Consider the following 15,069-nt stretch of genomic DNA (forward strand, 5'->3'; position numbering starts at 1 on the left):
CTCCAGATATGTAGTGTTCACTACAGATGTGGAGCTGGATCTCGCAGTGCAAGATACTTATGTACCATTCACTAAGAAAAATGTACGCCGATACCGCGACGATTGGAAGACACAAGAAAAAGAAAGCCAGAACAAATAGATATGAGCCGGCGTTAAGCTGATACGAGCCGCCGATTCCGAGGAGACAGGCACATGCGCATGGGACGCCCCCGCGAATTCAACGCCGAAACGGCGTTGGACCAGGCGATGGAAGTGTTTTGGCGCCATGGCTATGAGGGCGCCACCATCGCCCAGCTGACCGAGGCCATGGGCATCAATCCGCCCAGCCTCTATGCCTGTTTCGGCAATAAAGAAGGCCTGCTGAAGGCTGCGCTCGATCGCTACACCAAGCTGCGCGGCGTCTGGATGGACGAGGTGGTGGCCGCATCCACCGCCCGTGACGTCGCCGAACGGATGCTGATGGGCATCGCCGAGAAGCAGACCGATCCCGCCAATCCGCCCGGCTGCCTGCTCGTGCAGGGCGGCATCGCCTGCGGCACCGGCTCCGAAAACGTCCCGTTCGAGCTCGCCGCCCGCCGCGCCCAGAACGAGGACCAGCTCCGCGATCGTTTTGTTCGTGCCAAGGCCGATGGCGATCTCAAGGAGAGCGCCGACCCCGCCGCGCTCGCGCGCTACGTCTCGGCCGTCGCGGTCGGCATGGGCGTGATGGCATCCTCGGGCGCAGATCGCGAAGCGCTGCGGCAGGTGGCGAGTGTCGCCGTGCAGGCGGTCGAGGCGCAGTCGGCGGACCGAACGTGATGGCCGTAAGCGCCGCCGGCGGTCATCCCGCAGATCATGCAGACAGTGTTGGCGGCGGCACGAAGCCGCCGAACTCGCGCTCGATCAGTCCGGCGAGCGCCATCGCCGTACGATCCTCCAGATAGGGCCCGATGATCTGGACGCCGACTGGCAGGCCCGACGACGTGCGCTCGATCGGAACGGCGGTCGCCGGCAGACCGCAGGTCGAGGCCGGGTCCGCCCAGATGAAGCACGCATCGGAGTAGTTGTAGAGCTTTCCATCGATGTCGAGCTGCCGCGCGTCGAACGGCTCGGAATGGTCATGCGGAAAGGCCGGCACCGCCGCTGCCGGATAGATCACCGCGTCGAACTCGCGGAAGAGCTCCTGCCACCGTTGCTGCAGTTGCAGGCGCGTCGCATCGGTCGCGAGCCATTCTCGATGGATCATGCCCCAGCCGCGGGCGCGCTCGGCCTGCAGGCTGCGGTCGTCAGGCGCGAATGTTGCGGCAAGTCCTTGCGCGTCTGCAAGGGCAGCCGGTGTCAGGCGCGGGCTTCGCGCAGCGTTGAGCAGTTTCATGTAGAGCCGCGCAGACTCGGCGAGATCGGGCAGCGACGTGCTCGAGCGCGCCACCCGCGCGCCCGATCTGCCGAGCCGTTTGGCCAATCGCCCGATGGCTGAACGCACGGCGTCACCCGTCGGCATCAACGGATGTGTATCGATCACAAGGATCCTGAAATCCCCGAGCCGGTCGTGGCGCGGGGCCGGCAGCGCGAGGCGGTAGCCGACGCCGTCGCGCGTCTCGTCCGGGCCGGCGATCACGTCGAGCGCCAGTGCAAGGTCCGAAGCTGTGCGCGCCATCGGCCCAACGACCGCGAGATCGCCCTGGCCGGGGACGGGCGGTGCCGGCGGCAGGCCGTATCCGCGTAGCGGGACCAGGCCGAGGCTCGGCTTGTGTCCGAACACGCCGCAGAAATGCGAGGGGACCCGGATCGAGCCGCCGATATCCGAGCCGATCGAGAGTGGACCGAAGCCAGCAGCCAGTGCCGCTCCCGATCCGCCCGAGGAACCGCCGGGCGACCGGCCGAGGTCCCACGAGTTGTTAGTCGTCCCATGGATCTCATTGTAGCTCTGGAAATCCCTGAGGCCGATCGGGATGTTGGTCTTGCCGATGACGACAGCGCCGGCCGCCTTCAACCGCGAGACAACGAGGGCATCCTCTGCCGGCTGGAAATCCCTGAAATGCGGAAAGCCCCAAGTCGTCGGCAGGCCGGTGATGTTGAATGGTTCTTTCAAGGTGACGGGGATGCCGAGCAACGGCTGCCGCTCGCCGCGGCCAAGCGCGGCATCGGCGGCGCGCGCGGCGTCCCTTGCGCGATCGAAATCGCGAACGACAACGGCGTTGATTTTCCTGTCCAGCGCCTCGATGCGCGCGACCGTGTGTTCGAGCAGCTCCGAGGCAGACATCTTGCGCGTATGGAGGGCGCCCAGCAATGCGCCGATCGAGCCGTAGTTCAGGTCAGCAGCATCTGCGGTCATCACGATCTCCATTGCATCTCATCGTCTCGGCGAACCGGTCCGAGATCAAGCATGCAATTTCGAGTGCGCGATGAGGAGGCGGCGCAACGGGAACCAGATCTGCCCGGCGGTTGGGCCGCCAGGGACGCCGGCGGTCTCCACAGCGTCATGGCCGGGCTTGTCCCGGCCATCCACGCCTCTCACGCAGCATGGAGAACGTGGATGCCCGGGACAAGCCGGGCATGACGACATCGAGTTGGGGGCGGTGCGCCGTCAGACCGCCGGGAGTTAGATCACGACGCTTCCTTGAGCACCGGCGCGGCCGTCTCCTCCGCCTTCAGCTCTTCGAGACTGCGATGCCGCGGCTCGATGCCGAGAGCCCAGACCGTGATGATCTGCACCACGAGCAGGCTGATCATCAGCGCCATCACGCCGGCCACGCCGCGCGACTCGAACAGCGACACGACTAGGAACGGCGTGACGATCGTGGCGCCGCGACCCAGCGTATTGACGATGCCTGAGGCGCGCAGCCGGACCTCGGTCGGAAACAGCTCGGGGATGTAGATACCGAACAGGAGCGCGACCAGGACGTAGATCGGTACCGTCAGTGCGAAGCCCACGGCCGGCAGCAGGATCGGATCGGAGATCATGGGATAGAGGATGCCCAGCGCCACCGTGATCAGCGATGCGCCGATGATGGTGGGCTTGCGGCCCCAGCGGTCGGCGGTCAACGCGCCGATGGCCGAGCCGACCGGCGCGCCGAGCGCCATCAGCAGCGAATAGCCGAACGATGTCGCGACCGACAAGCCCTGCTTGACGAAGAACACAGGCAGCCACGTCACGAAGCCATAGAGCAGGGTGTTGATCGTGATCAGGCAGATGGCGCCGACGATCATCCGCGACAGCAAGGGCGCAGTGAACAACGTGCCGAGATCGGGGGCGACCGGCGCGGGTGTCGTGGGCGCGGGAGGAGGCAAGGGCTGCCCCTGCGCCGCTTCCTTCTCGATTGCCTGCATCAAAGCTTCCGCCTCAGCTGTGCGTCCCACGGCTTCCAGCCAGCGCGGCGATTCCGGCAGCGATTTGCGCATGTACCAGACGACGAGGGCGCCGACGCCGCCGAGCACGAACATCGAGCGCCAGCCGAATTGCGGCACCAGCACGGACGCGATCAAAAGAGCCGCGGGCAGGCCGGTCACGACGCAGACGGCGGTGAGACCGAGCCATTTGCCGCGGGTGCGGGCCGGCACGAACTCCGTCATCGTCGAATAGCCGACGACGTTCTCCGCCCCGAGGCCGACGCCCATCACGAAGCGGCAGGCGATGAGAAAGGCCATGTTCGGCGAGAATGCTGCGGCTAGGGACGCGATGCCGAAAAGAAGCAGATTGAATTGATAGGTGAAGCGGCGTCCGTAGCGGTCGCCGAGAAAGCCGGTGCCGAACGACCCAAGCATCATGCCGACGAAGGTCGCGGAGATGAAGGCCGCGTTCTGGGCGAGCGTCGAAAAGCCCGATTTCAGCGTCACGCTGAGCACTGTTCCGGCAATGTAAATGTCGAAACCGTCGAAGAACATGCCGATGCCGATCAGCAGCATGATGCGGCGATGGAATGGACCGATCGGCAGCCGATCAAGACGGCTGCCTGCGTTCACCGATGTCGACATTGACGCTCCCTTGACTGTTATTCTGGTTGATCCGGCCCGCCTTCTATGGGCGATGCCGCCTCTCGTGTGGTCAGTTCAGCCGCTTCTGATTGGCCGTGTCGCGATACCAGTCGAACGGCTGCTCGTGCGTCGCGACCATCACGCTCTTGGTGTTAAAGTGGTCGTTGAAGCTTTCGGTGCCGCATTCGCGGCCGATGCCGGAATCGTCGACGCCGCCCCATGGCGAGGCCGGGTCGAGACGATGGTGGTCGTTGATCCAGACGATGCCGGCCTTGACGGAAGCTGCGACGCGATGCGCACGGGCGACTTCGCGGGTGCGGATGGCCGCGGCGAGGCCGAACGGCGAATCGTTGGCGAGCCGCAGCGCATCGGCCTCGTCCTTGAACGGCGTCACCGAGGTGAAGGGACCGAACACTTCTTCCTGGAAGATACGCATGTCGGATTTGACGTCGGCGAAGACCGTCGGCTCGACGAAATAGCCGTTGTCGTGACCCGGCACCTTCGCAGCGACGCCGCCGGCGACGAGACGCGCGCCGTCGGCGTGGCCATGGCCCGCATAGGCGAGCACGCGGTCGCGCTGCTTGGCCGAGATCACGGGACCCATCTGAGTCGTTGCATCGAAGGGATCGCCGACGCGGATCGTGCGGGTCTTGGCCTGCAGCTTCTCGACGAATTCGTCGTAGATCGAGGCCTGGACGATGTGGCGCGAGGCGCAGACGCAGGTCTGTCCCGCGCCGATGAACGCGCCAAAGGCAGCGTAGTTGACGGCTCGGTCGACGTCGAAATCGTCGAACACCATCACCGGCGTCTTGCCGCCGAGCTCCATTGTCTGGTGCGCAAACACCTTTGCGGCCGCGCTGCCGGCAATGCGGCCCGCCTCGGTGCCTCCGGTCAGGACCAGCTTGTTGATGTCACCATGCTCGGCCAGCATCTTGCCGGCGCTGGGGCCCAGCCCCAGCACGATATTGAAGACGCCGGGCGGCAGGCCCGCTTCGGTGAAGATCTGCGCCAGCTTCAGGGTCGTAAGCGGCGTGTACTCGGACGGCTTGACCACGGTGACGCATCCGGTCGCCAGCACCACGGCGAGCGACTTGCACAGGATCATCAGCGGGTGATTGAACGGCGTGCAATTGGCGACGATGCCGATGGGCGTGCGGAGCGTGTAATTCAGATAGGCGCCCTCGACGGGGATCACGGAATCGCGGCGCGACAGCGCAACGCCCGCGAAATAGCGGAAGAAATCGGGCAGGCGGGAGAGCTGGGCGCGGGTCTCGTTGACCGGGCGGCCGTTGTTGAGGGTTTCCAGCCGGTACAGGCTGTCGAGATTGGCTTCGAAGGCGTCGGCCAGCCTGTTGACCAGCCTGGCGCGCGCGCGTGTGTCCATGCCGCCCCAGGCTTTGCCTTCGAACGCAGCACGCGCGCTCTTCATGGCACGGTCGATGTCTTCGGCCGTCGAATTGGGAATGCGGGCAATCACGTCCCCGGTTGCCGGGTTGCGGACATCAAGCATCGTGCCGGCTCCGGCTTCGACCTCACGTCCATCGATGAAATTGCCATGGGTTTCGACGTCGATTGACGCCGGTTTGGAGGGAACGTTCATGATGACCTCTCTTCGACGATGACGGCGTTGCGCTTGAGCGCCGGCAGCACACGTTTTTCGGTGGCCCCGATATGGGCCTTGATGATGCGGGCCGCGGTTCGCGTTTCGCGGCTCTGCATGGCGTCGATCAGGGCGACGTGCTCGGCGACGAGCTTGGCGGGGTCGTGGCCCTTCAGATTGGAGATGCTGACGCGGACCAGCCGGTCGGCCTGGCCGATCAGGTCGCACAGCGCGGTCGCCATGCGGCGGTTGCCGGAGGCATGCGCCAACGCGGTGTGGAAGCCGCGGTTGTAGGTGATGAAGTCCTCGTGGCTGCCCGAGAAGCGGCGGAATTCGTCGAGCGACTTCAAGACGCTGTCGGGCGCGCCCTCGATCGCCTCGAGAACGCAGGCCGGCTCCAGTGCAAGGCGGAAGCGCAGCAGATCGCGGGCATCCGAGAGCGAGATCGGCGTGACCCGATAGCCCTGGCGCGGCTGGACAGTGACGAGGTGTTCGCGCTGGAGCCGCAAAAGCGCGTCCCGGACCGGCTGGCGGCTCACCGAATAGCGTTCGGCCAGGTCCTGCTCTCGCATTTCATCGCCTGGGGCGAAGCGGCAGGCTAAAATATCACCTCTGAGAAGATCGTAGATATTTTCGCGCAAAAGCATGTCATCGGGCCCTCTCTTGCTGTATAATATCTCAGTCGTGATATTTCACGTCAAGAGCCAAATGCTTGAATTCCCTGTCAGTTGATTTATCAATCGGGACTTCCAGAATGCGCGAGTCCGCGTGATCTGATTGATGCAGCTTGGGAAAGACCGGACATGGACAGGCTTCTTGCCAACGGGACCGTCAACGCCGCGCAGACGGGCGAGGGACCGCCGCTGTTTCTCTTCCATTCGCTGCTGTCGGATCGCGCCAGCTTCGATGCGATCGTGCCGAAGCTCGAGACATCGTTTCGGACCATCGCTCCGGAGTTGCCGGGGTTCGGCCGCTCACGCGCGGTCGAGGGCGGACTTGCTGCTGTCGCGGACCGAATGGCCGAGGCGGTGCAGGACGCAGCGGGCGGTGCGCCGTCGATCGTGCTCGGCAACGGCTATGGCGGCTTCGTCGCCTTGCAGATGGCAATTCGCCATCCGGGAATTGCCGACCGGCTTGTTCTCGCCGATTGCGGCGCAGCTTTTTCCGAGCCCGGCCGGGAGACGTTCCGCAACATGGCGAAGATCTCGCGCGAGAAGGGTCTGGAGGCAATCACCGATGTTGCGATGCGCCGCCTGTTCGCGCCCGACTTTCAGGCGCAGCATCCGGAGCTGATGCGCGGACGTCGTGAAGCATTTCTGCGGACGGACCCGGATGTGTTTTGTGCCGCGTGCGATGCGTTGGCTGGCCTCGATCTTCGCGCCGAACTCGCCGGCGTGCAGGTACCGGTGCTCGTCATGGTCGGCGAGCATGACGAAGCGACGCCGCCGCCGATGTCGCGTGAGCTGGCGGCGGGCCTGCCGCGCGCCGAACTCAAGATCATTCCAGGATGCGCGCACGTGCCACAGCTGCAATCACCGCAGCAATTTCTCGGCACTCTCAAGCGCTTCTTGCGGTGATCCGCGCTTGGGCGCCCGGCTTGCGATCGAATTGCCATGCCTTCCGGGCTATTAATGCCTGCCGGATGGGCTCGCCCCATGCGGTGGGAAATTCTTCAATGATTTGTACTGTGTATGGGGTTGTTTTCGCATTTTTAGCTTGAGCGACCCCAGGGACCTGAGCATCAGCCGCCAGAATCCGTCCCGATCCGAGCCCTCCTAAGGGTTTTTACACATAGTTCTGGCACGCTTCCCGCGCGTCAATATCCGCAACCTGCATCGTCGCGCCTTATTGCGCGTACGAAAAGACGGGACCTGCGGGCATCGAGGGGGCGTGAACCATGACTGCAGTTGCGTCGGACGCCGATCGCGCAAAGCGGGGGATCGTGCCGATCTTGCTGTGCGTCGTGCCGTTCAGCCAGATTCCCCTCGACGCCTATACGCCCGGTCTGCCGCAGATGGTGGTGGATCTCGCCACTGACGCGGCCTCGATGCAGAACACCGTCACCGCCTACATGCTCGGCATGAGTCTGGCGCTGGTGCCGGTCGGCATCGCCTCCGACACGCTGGGCCGCCGCAACGTCCTGCTCGCAGGCCTGTCGGTTCTCTTCGCGATGAGCATCGCCTGCGCGCTCGCCACCAGCGCCTCGCTGCTGCTCGGCTTGCGTTTCCTGCAAGGGATCGGCGGCTGCACCTGCCTCGTCGTGGCCTATGCGGTTGCGGCCGATTGCTATCGCGGTCGTGAACTCACCGCGATCTCCGGCCTGCTTGGCGCGGCCTGGGGGCTCGCGCCGGTGCTTGCGCCCGCGGCCGGCGGCTTCATCGTCGAGCTGACGTCCTGGCGCGGCGTCTTCGTCATCATTGCGATTGCCGCGGCCATCGTCGCTGCCGTCGTCACGCTGTTCCTGCCCGAAACATTGCCGGCAGAGCGGCGCGCGCCGTTCGATCCGCGCCGTACCGCTGGCATCTTGCGCGAGGCGATTGTTCGTCCGGGTTTCCTGGCTTTCGTGCTGGTGTTTGCCGCGGCGGCGAGCGCGCAGCTGGCGTTCGGCGTCGTCGCGCCGTTCTTCTACCAGACCGGCCTCGGCTATTCCGCGGCGATCTACGGTCTCGTCGCGCTCGGCCTTGGCGGGGTCAATCTCGCCGGCGAGCTCGGTTGCGCGCATTTCGCGCGCTTCATGCCGGCCCGCATGCTGGGCTTCGGCGCCTTCGCGCTGTTTCTCGCAGGCTCCGCGGTGCTGACCGTAACAGGCATGGTCGTCGGTCTCGATTTCGCGTCGATCACGATCGGCGGTGCGCTGGTGCTCGGCGGCTGCGGCGTGCTGTGCCCGATGATGTACGGCATGGCGCTCGGCCTGTTCGAACGCGACCACGGCCTGATCGGCGGCCTCATCAGCGCGCTCTGCTATCTCGCTGTGAGCGCCGCCATGGCGATCGCGGCGGTGTTGCCTGAAGCAACCCAGGCGCCGATCGGATGGCTCTATCTCGGCCTCTGCGCCATCGCGGGCACGCTGCTCGCGATCTCCTTGCCGTCAGTGCGCCAGCCAAACAGTCTTAAGGAAGGGACCCAATCATGACCACGGTCGGTATTCGCGGCACGTTCTTCGACTTCGTCGACGATCCCTGGAAGCATGTCGGCAACGAGCAGGCCGCCGCGCGTTTTCACCAGGACGGCCTCATGATCGTCACGGACGGTGTCATCAAGGCATTCGGTCCTTACGAGAAGATCGCCGCCAGCCATCCGGGCGTTGAGATCACCCACATCAAGGACCGCATCATCGTCCCCGGATTCATCGACGGCCACATCCATCTGCCGCAGACCCGCGTGCTCGGGGCCTATGGCGAGCAGCTCCTGCCGTGGCTCCAGAAGTGGGTCTATCCGGAAGAGCTGAAGTACCGGGATCGCAACTACGCGCGGGAGGGCGTCAAGCGTTTCCTCGACGCGCTGCTGGCCTCCGGCACCACCACTTGCCAGGCCTTCACGAGCTCCTCGCCCGTTTCAACCGAGGAACTGTTCGAGGAGGCGGCCCGCCGCAACATGCGCGTGATCGCGGGCCTCACCGGCATCGATCGCAACGCGCCGGCCGATTTCATCGATACGCCGGAGAATTTCTATCGCGATAGCAAGCGGCTGATCGCAGAGTATCACAACAAGGGCCGCAACCTCTACGCCATCACGCCGCGCTTCGCCTTCGGCGCCTCGCCGGAGCTGCTGAAGGCGTGTCAGCGCCTCAAGCACGAGCATCCGGATTGCTGGGTCAACACCCATATCTCCGAGAATCCGGCCGAATGCAGCGGCGTCCTTGTCGAGCATCCGGACTGCCAGGACTATCTCGGCGTCTACGAGAAGTTCGACCTAGTCGGGCCGAAATTCTCTGGCGGCCACGGCGTCTATCTCTCCAACAACGAATTCCGCCGCATGTCGAAGAAGGGCGCGGCGGTGGTGTTCTGCCCATGCTCGAACCTGTTCCTCGGTAGCGGCCTGTTTCGCCTCGGCCGCGCCACCGATCCGGAGCATCGGGTGAAGATGTCGTTCGGCACCGATGTCGGTGGCGGCAACCGCTTCTCGATGATTTCCGTGCTCGACGACGCCTACAAGGTCGGCATGTGCAACAACACGCTGCTCGACGGCAGCATCGACCCCACGCGCAAGGACCTTGCGGAAGCCGAGCGCAACAAGCTCTCGCCCTATCGCGGTTTCTGGTCGATCACGCTTGGCGGCGCCGAGGGCCTCTACATCGACGACAAACTCGGCAATTTCCAGCCTGGCAAGGAAGCCGATTTCGTTGCGCTCGATCCGAATGGCGGGCAGATCGCGCAAGCATGGCACCAATCGCTGATCGCCGAGGGCGCCGGCCCGCGCACGATGGACGAGGCCGCGAGCATGCTGTTCGCCGTCATGATGGTCGGCGACGATCGCTGCGTCGACGAGACCTGGGTGATGGGCAAGCGTCTCTACAAAAAGGGCTGAAGCGGACCAACGCTCATGAGCGCATCTCCTGACACAGCCGGCCAGCCGGTCGCCCTCGTCATCCAGCGCCGCATCGCTGATGACGGCTTTGCCGCGTTCGCGCGGTGGAACGGCGAGGTGGGCGAGGCGCTCAGGGCCTGGCCCGGTTTCCTGGGGCAGGAGGTGGTGCCGCCGCAGCCGCCGGCGCATGTCGACTGGGTGACGATCCTGCGCTTCGCCAGTCCGGCCGCGGCGCGCGCTTGGCTTCAGAGCGAGGTTCGGGCGAAGCTGATCGGAGAGGTGCAGCGCTTCTTCGTCGGTTCGGAGGATGTCCATATCTTGCCCGACACCGGCGTCCAGCGCGACAGCGCGGTGTCGGCCGTCATCTCCTTCAAGGTGCCGGATGGACTCGAGGACGCGTTTCTGAAATGGCAGCAGCGCATCCAGGCTGCCGAGGCCGAGTTCAAGGGGTTTTTGCGCCACAAGATCGAGCGGCCGATTCCGGGCTTGCGCGACGAATGGATCGTCATCCTGTCGTTCGACAGCGATGCCAACCTCAATGCATGGCTGGGCTCGCCCGTCCGGCAGACTCTGCTGAAGGAGGGCGAGCGCTTCAACGCCGGCATGAACGTGAAGCGCGCGAGCTACGGCTTCAATTTCTGGTTCCCGGCCGGCAAGACTGGGGCTGCTGAGCAGGGCCCGGCCCTGATCTGGAAGAGCAACCTCATCGTCCTCCTGGTGCTCTATCCCGTGGTCTATCTCTGGGGCACTTTCATCAGCCGGCCGCTGATCGACAGTCATGGCGTGCCGATCTGGCTGTCGCTGTTCGTAGGCAATCTCGTCAGCACCCAGTTGCTCGGCTGGTGGCTCGTGCCCGCGGCCTTTCGGGCACTCGACTGGTGGGTCACGCCGAAGGCGGCGATCAGTCGCCAGATCGCGGGCTATGCGCTTCTTGCCGCGCTTTACGCCGCGTCGATGGGGCTGTACGCGCTGTTGCTCGCGTGGCATTGGGGACGGTGAGACCGTACACCGTTCCGTCGCGGAGAGGGGCGGTCGCTGGACATCGACGACCATGTTTGCCCTGACATTCCTCGGCACCTCGGCGAGCGTTCCCTCCGCGGAACGCAACCATCCGGCCCTGCTGATCGAGGCCGCCGGACAGCGCATGCTGGTCGATTGCGGCGAGGGCACGCAGCGCCAGTTGCTGCGCAGTGGCGCAGGCTTTCGACGGCTCGACCGCATTCTGCTGACGCATGCGCATCTCGATCATGTGCTCGGCATCCCCGGCCTGTTCTCGACGCTGCGCTTGCGGCAGAGCGCCGAGGTGATGATGGTTCATGGTGGCCCATCGACGCTGGAGACGGTCATCGAGATGCTGGCCGGCTTGTGGGGCGCGGGCAGGGCGCCGCTTCCGGTGGAATTCGCTCCCTTGGCTGCAGGACGGTTCGTCGACGCCGGTGACTTCACCATCGACTGCTTTCCGGTCCGCCATCGCGACACCGACAGTTTTGGATTCGTCTTCCAAAGCCCCGCTCGCCGCCACCTTCAGCCGGATCGGCTGGCGGCGCTTGGCGTTCCCGACGGTCCCTTGCGCGGCGAGCTGGCCGCAGGCCGGGCAGTCGTAATCGAGGGCGATCAAACGATCGATCCGGAAGACGTCCTGGGGCCGCCGAGCGGCGGCAGGAAGCTCGTCGTGATCGGCGACACCGAAACCACCGAGGGGCTGGCGCAACACGTCGTTGATGCCGACATGCTGGTGATCGAGGCAACGTTCCTCGATCGTGACGCGTCGACCGCGCGGGACTACGGGCATCTCACCGCGGCAGAAGCGGCGTCGTTTGCGGCAGCGAGCAATGTGAAGCAGCTCGTGCTGACCCATATGTCGGGACGCTATGAGGACGAAGAGATTTTCGCCGAGGCGGCACGGATCTTTCCGAACAGCCGGATCGCCGCCGACTTCGATCACATCGTGATCTAGCCGTCGCGACGAGACATCGCCAATCGCCGCCTCGTCCGGCTCTACAGACCGGCGGCAACACCGAGGCGGCCGATGCCGGGCAGCTTGACGGCGGGCCGGCGGATGTCGAGGCCGAGCACGGCGCCGAAGAAGTTGATCTCGAGACCTTCGACCCAGCCGAGGGTCAGGCCGAGATAGCCGAAGAGCGAGGCATAGAAGCCGGTGCGCGAGGCGGTCAGCCCAATCCATTCCCCGGAATAGGGATAATCCTTGCCGATCGCGGTCGGCGGCAGAACCGCGCGAAGTTCCGGCACGGCATCAAGCGCGGCTTGAACGAAGGTATTTGAATTCGGTCCCGGCCAGGCGCTGTAGTCGCCGTAGGTTCGAAACTTGTAGGTCTCGATCACAGTCCGAATCCTGGGAATGAGGAGCTCGGCCCGTGGCCCATCTACGGCGACGACGGTTTCCGGCAGGGCGCCAAACCACCTTCCATCGGGAGCGAAGCCGTTGCTCCGGATCGGCTCACCCCACGCGGTGTAGTCGTATCGGCTGTAGCTGGTCGCACCCTTTTCCTTGACGACGATCCACGTGTGGACGGCGAAGATGCTTCGCCACCGGACCGTTCGCGCCGCATAAACCCGGATCAGGGCATCGGGATGGGAAGAAGCCGGCGGCAGCAGGCCTGCGCTGGAACGGTCAGCCATCTGCCAATTGCCGCGGCCATCTCCAAACCAATAGTACCGCGCGGCCGATAGGCCGATCGGCACGAACAGGAGCAGGAAGAAAATGAGCACGGCTCTTCGCAAGGGGAGATCGGGTTTCGGAAGGAAGTCTCGAGGATATAGGTCGCGAAAGCTTTTTCACAATGATCTTCGAATGCAGATCGTCAGCTGTGAGGTCGCACGGGACACGTCCGCGAAGAGATCGCTCAGCTCGTCAATCCCGACTTGATCGCGAGATCCTGTACCTGGCTGGTCAGCTCCATCAACCGCGGCAGCGCCTGGTCGCGGAAGGTCGCCATGTCCATGCGCATGGCATCGACCGTGATGCTCAATCCCCCGATCACGAGGCCCTGGGCGTCGAAGATCGGCGTTGCCAGCGTGCGCAGGCCGTAGGCGTTCTCGCCGTCGGAGACGGCGTGGCCTTTCTTCTTCACCTGATCGAGCCGGGCGAGCAGGGCATCGAGATCGGTCAGCGTCCGTTCCGACAGTTTGACCCGAGGGCGCGATTCCAGTCGCTCGATCTGCTCGTCCCGTGCCAGATGCGCCAGCATGACATGACCGAGTGCGGCGCTATAGGCGGGAATGCGCGTGCCCGGCCGGCGATCCATCTTGTGGCGGTCGAGGCCCGCGCCGACGCGCGCGAGATAGATCACGTCACCGCCGTCGAGGATGCCGAGCGAAGCCGCATCGCCGACATCGGGCACGAGATCTCGCAGCAACGGCTCGACCATCGGCCTCAGCGATCCGTGCGACAGCACGGTGTAGCCGAGATCGAGGCAGGCAACGCCGAGGCGGAACCGGCGGCTCTGCGGCACCGCCTGGAGATAGTCGAGCTCGGTCAGGGTCTGGATCAGCCGGAACGCCGTTCCGCGATCGAGATCGGCCCGTGCGGCAATCTCACTCAGGGTGAGCTCAAAGGCTTCCCTGCTGAAGCTCTTGAGCACGGCAAAGGCCTTGCCGACGGACGCGACGTGATTCTTGGGGTTTTTCGGGGGCGATTCCGATTTGCGCTTCGTGGCCTTCTTTTCGACCTTGGCCATGCCCGAATGCCTTGCCATGACAGCCACCGCCCTTGACGCGGCGGCAAGCTGATTTTACGACTGGTCAAGCCAATAACAAATGTTCGCAATCCGAACAACTGATTTGACGATCGGAGGAAGTTTGTCGACACCATCGCTGCACCCTCATGGTGTGTTTTCCGCCGCGCTGACTCCGCTCGACGCCGAGCTCGCCCCCGATCATGCGCGCTTCATCGCGCATTGCCGCTATCTCCTCGATGAGGGCTGCGACGGCATCGCGCTGCTCGGCACGACGGGCGAGGCGAACTCCTTCTCCGCGGCGGAGCGCATGGCGCTGCTCGAGGCGGTGGTGGCTGCCGGCATCGCGCCGCAACGTCTTCTGCCGGGCACCGGCGTTGCCGCGCTCAGCGAGACCATCGCCCTGACGCGCCACGCGCTTTCAGTCGGCGTCGACACCGTCGTGATGCTGCCGCCGTTTTATTATAAGGGTGTCACGGACGACGGCGTTTACGCGTCCTACAGCGAGATCGTGCAGCGCATTGGCGATGCCAAGCTCAAGGTCGTGCTCTATCACATCCCGCAGATGTCGGCGCAGCCGATCTCGCATGCGCTGATCGAGCGGCTGCGAACGGCTTATCCGGCAACGTTCGTGGGTATCAAGGATTCCTCCGGCGACTTCGCGAACATGACCGCCATGGTCGAGCGCTTCCCCGGCTTTTCGGTCCTGGTCGGAGCCGATCCACTGCTGCTGCCGCTGCTGCGCAAGGGCGGCGCCGGCTGCATCACGGCGACCTCCAATCTGGTCGCGCGGGACCTTGCCTATGTCTACAAGCATTTTCGCGATAGCGACGACGACGCGGCGCTCAAGACGGCGCAGGCGCGCATCGTGAAAGCGCGCGAGCTGGTCTCGCGCTTCCCGCAGATGGCCTCGCTGAAGACACTGGTGGCAGAGCGCACTGGCCACGCCGGATGGCAGCGCCTGCGACCGCCGCTGGAGTCCTTGCCGCCCGAGCAGGTGAAAGAGCTGCTCGCGAATGCTGCGGCATTCGCAGCCGCTTTGTAGCCGGCGCGACGACGAGGCGATCCGATGTCGGACTCCTTCCAGGACGCGCTTTCCGGGCTTGCCGCGATCGTCGGCGACAAGCAAATCATCGCGTCCGGACCCGACCAGGAGCCTTATGTGGTGGACTGGCGCGGGCGTTATCACGGCCGCGCGGTTGCGGTGGTGAAGCCCGGCTCCACCGCCGAGGTCGCCGCCGTCGTCAAATTCTGTGCGGCACGGCAGCTCGCGATCGTGCCGCAGGGCGGCAA

Annotated in this window: 14 protein-coding genes; 8 read left to right on the plus strand and 6 right to left on the minus strand. The window is 64.8% G+C overall.

From position 1 onward, the window contains the following. The first annotated feature begins 192 nt into the window (after nucleotides 1-192). The gene (locus tag CV770_RS38025; protein WP_028145193.1) at nucleotides 193-798 is read left to right on the plus strand and encodes a TetR/AcrR family transcriptional regulator; all 606 of its coding nucleotides are present in this window, start codon (nucleotides 193-195) and stop codon (nucleotides 796-798) included. A gap of 34 nt (nucleotides 799-832) precedes the next feature. Here CV770_RS38025 and CV770_RS38030 read toward each other — a convergent pair whose 3' ends face one another. The 4 genes from CV770_RS38030 to CV770_RS38045 form a co-directional block, all read right to left on the minus strand. Next, entirely contained in the window at nucleotides 833-2,326 is a 1,494-nt protein-coding gene (locus tag CV770_RS38030) for an amidase (RefSeq protein ID WP_104465975.1), read from the minus strand. A gap of 260 nt (nucleotides 2,327-2,586) precedes the next feature. Beyond that, complete coding sequence (locus CV770_RS38035; protein WP_104465976.1) at nucleotides 2,587-3,954, minus strand: MFS transporter; 1,368 nt, start codon at nucleotides 3,952-3,954, stop codon at nucleotides 2,587-2,589. Nucleotides 3,955-4,024: 70 nt separating this feature from the next. Continuing rightward, nucleotides 4,025-5,554 (minus strand): aldehyde dehydrogenase, encoded by a 1,530-nt coding sequence (locus CV770_RS38040; protein WP_104465977.1) that lies wholly within the window; start codon nucleotides 5,552-5,554, stop codon nucleotides 4,025-4,027. Further along, on the minus strand, nucleotides 5,551-6,201 hold the full coding sequence (locus CV770_RS38045; protein ID WP_104465978.1) for a GntR family transcriptional regulator: 651 nt from the start codon (nucleotides 6,199-6,201) through the stop codon (nucleotides 5,551-5,553). Before CV770_RS38045 ends, CV770_RS38040 begins: the two co-directional genes overlap by 4 nt. A 156-nt stretch (nucleotides 6,202-6,357) precedes the next feature. On the opposite strand from CV770_RS38045, the gene CV770_RS38050 reads away from it, so the two are divergent. From CV770_RS38050 to rnz, 5 genes are all read left to right on the plus strand, one after another. Beyond that, nucleotides 6,358-7,131: an alpha/beta fold hydrolase gene (locus tag CV770_RS38050; protein ID WP_104465979.1), complete on the plus strand. Its 774-nt coding sequence runs from the start codon at nucleotides 6,358-6,360 to the stop codon at nucleotides 7,129-7,131. Between the two features lie 320 nt (nucleotides 7,132-7,451). Continuing rightward, nucleotides 7,452-8,687 carry a multidrug effflux MFS transporter gene (locus CV770_RS38055; RefSeq protein ID WP_104465980.1) on the plus strand — a complete coding sequence of 412 codons (1,236 nt, stop codon included), beginning with the start codon at nucleotides 7,452-7,454 and terminating at the stop codon, nucleotides 8,685-8,687. Further along, nucleotides 8,684-10,081, plus strand: coding sequence for a guanine deaminase (gene guaD, locus CV770_RS38060; RefSeq protein ID WP_104465981.1), 1,398 nt, complete (start codon nucleotides 8,684-8,686; stop codon nucleotides 10,079-10,081). Before CV770_RS38055 ends, guaD begins: the two co-directional genes overlap by 4 nt. 15 nt (nucleotides 10,082-10,096) lie before the next feature. Further along, nucleotides 10,097-11,080, plus strand: a complete 984-nt coding sequence (locus CV770_RS38065) for an antibiotic biosynthesis monooxygenase (RefSeq protein ID WP_104465982.1) — start codon at nucleotides 10,097-10,099, stop codon at nucleotides 11,078-11,080. A 52-nt stretch (nucleotides 11,081-11,132) separates the two neighbouring features. After that, nucleotides 11,133-12,038: a ribonuclease Z gene (gene rnz / locus CV770_RS38070; protein WP_104465983.1), complete on the plus strand. Its 906-nt coding sequence runs from the start codon at nucleotides 11,133-11,135 to the stop codon at nucleotides 12,036-12,038. A gap of 41 nt (nucleotides 12,039-12,079) precedes the next feature. Here rnz and CV770_RS38075 read toward each other — a convergent pair whose 3' ends face one another. Together CV770_RS38075 and CV770_RS38080 are read right to left on the minus strand one after the other, a co-directional pair. Continuing rightward, a complete protein-coding gene (locus CV770_RS38075; protein ID WP_104465984.1) occupies nucleotides 12,080-12,811 on the minus strand; it encodes a DUF3750 domain-containing protein in 732 nt (243 codons plus the stop codon). Between the two features lie 134 nt (nucleotides 12,812-12,945). After that, nucleotides 12,946-13,797 (minus strand): IclR family transcriptional regulator, encoded by an 852-nt coding sequence (locus CV770_RS38080; RefSeq protein ID WP_245453982.1) that lies wholly within the window; start codon nucleotides 13,795-13,797, stop codon nucleotides 12,946-12,948. Between the two features lie 103 nt (nucleotides 13,798-13,900). Here CV770_RS38080 and CV770_RS38085 point away from each other — a divergent pair, with 103 nt between their 5' ends. Together CV770_RS38085 and CV770_RS38090 are read left to right on the plus strand one after the other, a co-directional pair. Then, nucleotides 13,901-14,821: a dihydrodipicolinate synthase family protein gene (locus CV770_RS38085; protein WP_201760212.1), complete on the plus strand. Its 921-nt coding sequence runs from the start codon at nucleotides 13,901-13,903 to the stop codon at nucleotides 14,819-14,821. 24 nt (nucleotides 14,822-14,845) lie between these two features. Then, nucleotides 14,846-15,069, plus strand: a 224-nt coding sequence (locus CV770_RS38090; protein WP_146101436.1) for an FAD-binding oxidoreductase, incomplete at its 3' end; no start/stop codon positions are given.

Source organism: Bradyrhizobium sp. AC87j1 (genome assembly GCF_002936975.1).
Lineage (GTDB): Bacteria > Pseudomonadota > Alphaproteobacteria > Rhizobiales > Xanthobacteraceae > Bradyrhizobium > Bradyrhizobium shewense.